Here is a 3,640-nt window from a genome sequence, read left to right as displayed (position 1 = left end):
CTAGTTTCTAGTTTCTAGCTTAACTTAAGCAAGAGCGCCAAGTTCAAGCAGTACTTCGTCAGCCCATACAATCCATGCTTCACGGATCAGTAGGTTACGACGAAGCGTTAGACGCTCTAGGCGTGCTTGCTTGTCTAGTGTAGATGGCGTTGCGTAGTAAGCCGCTTCGATTTCTTTGTAGTGAGAAACCAGTTTGCGAGACTCTTCTACTAGTTCAGCAAGTTGTACACGGTACGCATCAGAAGGTTGTACAGCACAAGCGATTAACTTAGCTGAGAACTCGTCACGAACGGTTGGGTGTGCAGTTGGTTGTTCAAACCATTCACCTAGCGCGCCACGGCCAGCATCGGTGATAGAGTAAACTTTACGATCAGGTTTGCCTTCTTGAGGCTCAAGTACGCAAGTTACCTGGTCGTTCTGAGCCATTTTATTTAGCTCGCGGTAAACTTGTTGGTGGCTAGCTTTCCAGAAGTAACCAATGCTTGCGGAGAATTCTTTTGTGATATCGTAACCAGTAGCATCGCGTGTACTTAAAACGGTTAAAATTACGTGTGGTAATGACATGTCTGAAATCCAAATGGTAAACAGTAAACAAATACTTGAACAACAAGTGTGCTTCTATGGCACGTTATATTGGTTATGTTCAAGTAGCACCAACTCAATCGTTGGTTATGTCACCTTACAAAGCCGTTTATCACCTAGGTTGACCAGTTTATTGGTCGAGTGCCGCAGATTATTATTTTGGAGTGTTTCTGCAGCGGAGCAGTAGTATATCTAAATAATAAGCATAAAGTAGAATACATGGACAAAATAACCCAAAAAACTGACAAAATACTCACTAGCGGTCATTTGGCAAAATAAAAAGGCCGCCAATGGCGACCTTTTGTTTGTTTTGTAGATGGAATCACTAATTAACCAGTGTTTCGCATACCTGCTGCAATACCTGCAATCGTCACCATTAGCGCTTCTTCTAGCTCTGCTGGTGGTGTTTCACACTTACGAGTACGGTAAAGCAGTTCCGCTTGAAGCATGTTTAGTGGCTCAACATAGATGTTACGTAGACGAATTGACTCAAGTCCCCAAGGGTCGCTTTGCATCAAGTTCTCGTTATTTTCTACATTCAGCACCGCTTTGATGTCTTTTTGCAGCTGTTCACGCAGTAACTCACCCAGAGGTAATAGCTCTTCGTCAACAAGTCGCTGGTCGTAGTACTTAGCTATTTCCATGTTGCACTTCGAGTACACCATTTCCAACATACCTAGACGAGTCGAGAAGAATGGCCATTCACGACACATCTCTTCAAGTAGCGCTTGATGGCCTTGATCGACAGAGTATTGAATCGCTTCACCAGCGCCTAACCATGCAGGAAGTACCAAACGGTTTTGGCTCCATGAGAAGATCCATGGGATCGCACGTAGGCTTTCTACGCCGCCGTTCGGGTTACGTTTCGCAGGACGAGAACCAAGAGGTAACTTGCCTAACTCTAGCTCTGGCGTCGCTTGGCGGAAGTAAGGAACAAACTTCTCTTCACCACGAACGACGTTGCGGTAAGCTTCGCAAGATACTTCAGACAGCACTTCCATTAGGTCGCGCCATTCTTGTTTTGGCTCTGGTGGTGGCAGAAGGTTCGCTTCTAGAATCGCACTTGCGTATAGGTTGAAGCTATTAACTGCAACATCTGGCAAGCCAAGTTTAAAGCGGATCATTTCGCCTTGTTCAGTTACACGTAAGCCGCCTTTCAAGCTTTTAGGTGGCTGAGAAAGAAGAGCCGCGTGCGCTGGCGCACCACCACGACCAACCGTACCACCACGACCGTGGAATAGAGTCAGTTCAATGCCTTCTTCTTCACAAGCCTTAACTAGCTTGTCCATTGCATCGTATTGCGCCCAGCCTGCAGACATTACACCGGCATCTTTAGCTGAGTCAGAATATCCGATCATCACCATTTGGTGGTTCTGGATAAAGCCACGGTATAAATCGATGCTCATTAGCTGTTTCATTACGGCTTCTGAGTTGTTCAAGTCGTCTAGCGTTTCGAACAATGGACATACGTCCATGCGGTACGGGCAACCACATTCTTGTAGAAGCAAATGTACAGCCAATACATCCGAGGCAGTACGAGCCATAGAGATCACGTAAGCACCAAAGGCTTCACGAGGTTGAGCAGCAACGACCTTACAGGTGTCTAAAACCTCTTTGACCTGCTCAGATGGCTCCCAGTCGCGTGGTAACAGTGGGCGCTTTGAGCTTAATTCATTGGTTAAGAAAGCAACCTTATCTTGCTCGCTCCATTGGTCGTAATCACCAATGCCTAGGTAGCGAGTCAATTCAGATAGCACATCTGAGTGACGAGTACTTTCTTGACGAACATCGAGACGAACCAAATGCACGCCGAATGCTTTTAGGCGGCGTAGCGTATCAAGTAGAGAACCGTCCGCGATTACGCCCATGCCACATTCGTGCAGTGATTGGTAACATGCGTAAAGTGGTGTCCAAAGTTGGTCTATGTTCTGTAGAGTTTCTTTCTTCGGTACTTCTGCGTCGTGCAGTTTTGCATCAAGCACTTCTAGCGTGTTGTTGAGCAGAGTACGTAGGCTCTTCAGGATTGCACGGTAAGCTTCGTGCTCATCGCCAGCCAATTCACGAACGGCATCATTACACTTGGTCATCGACAGTTCGGTAATCAACTCGTTCACGTCACCTAGGTATAGATCAGCGGCTTTCCAGCGAGACAGACGCAGTACTTCTTTAGTGATGGTGTGCGTTACGAATGGGTTACCATCGCGGTCACCACCCATCCAAGATGAGAAATGAACAGGGCGCGCATCAATTGGCAGGCCTTCACCAAGGTAACCTTTTAATCGACCATCCATTTCACGTAGGAAATCAGGCACAGCTTCCCAAAGTGAGTTTTCGACAACCGCAAAGCCCCACTTAGCTTCATCAAGTGGCGTTGGGCGCTGCTGACGAATTACATCAGAGTGCCAACCTTGAGCGATCAGTTGCTCTAGGCGGCGTTCGGTTTTCACGCGCTCTTTGTGTGATAGGTCGCTTAATTCTAATTTAGACAGACACTCGTTGATCTTTACCAGCTTGTTGATCATGGTGCGACGAGTGATTTCTGTTGGGTGTGCAGTCAGAACGAGTTCAATGTTCAGGTCGCGAACGGCTTGAGCCGCGTCTAGCTTGCTGATGTCATTCTGATTTAATTTGGAAAATAGAGATTGCAGCACATCTGGTTCACAAACATGCTCCTCACAGTGGCGAGAGATCGTATGGTATTGCTCTGCCATGTTGGTGAGGTTGAGAAATTGGTTAAATGCACGAGCAACAGGAGTGAGTTGTTCGTTCGGCAGGTTTTTGATTTCTTCAACTAGGCTGTCACGGTCAGCTTTGTTGCCTGCGCGGGCGGATTTGGAAAGTTTACGGATAGTCTCCACTTTCTCTAAGATAACGTCACCATGTGCATCTTGGATTGTGTTACCTAGCAAGCGTCCCAGCATGCTTACGTTACTCTTGAGAGCGGCGTATTTCTCGTTCATTGTCATCCTGCCTCGTAAAAAAATTACATCCATTGTTCCTTGTTAAGTACACAATCTAGCGAAAAGTGCTGTATCTAGTCAAATAAAGCATTCTAAGT

Annotated in this window: 2 protein-coding genes; both read right to left on the bottom strand. The window is 46.5% G+C overall.

Annotated elements, in window-relative coordinates; genetic code table 11:
• Positions 1-24: 24 nt before the first annotated feature.
• The gene (locus tag AB4653_RS15710; RefSeq protein ID WP_009848889.1) at positions 25-564 is read right to left on the bottom strand and encodes a PadR family transcriptional regulator; all 540 of its coding nucleotides are present in this window, start codon (positions 562-564) and stop codon (positions 25-27) included.
• Positions 565-911: 347 nt separating this feature from the next.
• Positions 912-3,548, bottom strand: a complete 2,637-nt coding sequence (gene ppc / locus AB4653_RS15705; protein WP_170962733.1) for a phosphoenolpyruvate carboxylase — start codon at positions 3,546-3,548, stop codon at positions 912-914.
• Positions 3,549-3,640 lie beyond the last annotated feature (92 nt).

The organism is Vibrio sp. 10N.222.48.A3 (genome assembly GCF_041475345.1).
GTDB lineage: Bacteria > Pseudomonadota > Gammaproteobacteria > Enterobacterales > Vibrionaceae > Vibrio > Vibrio tasmaniensis_A.
This window is presented reverse-complemented; position numbering and strand designations above follow the sequence as displayed.

Coding starts and splice junctions, on each gene's coding strand:
- AB4653_RS15710 (WP_009848889.1), bottom strand. CDS start 564: ATGTCATTACCACACGTAATTTTAACCGTTTTAAGTACACGCGATGCT.
- ppc (WP_170962733.1), bottom strand. CDS start 3,548: ATGACAATGAACGAGAAATACGCCGCTCTCAAGAGTAACGTAAGCATG.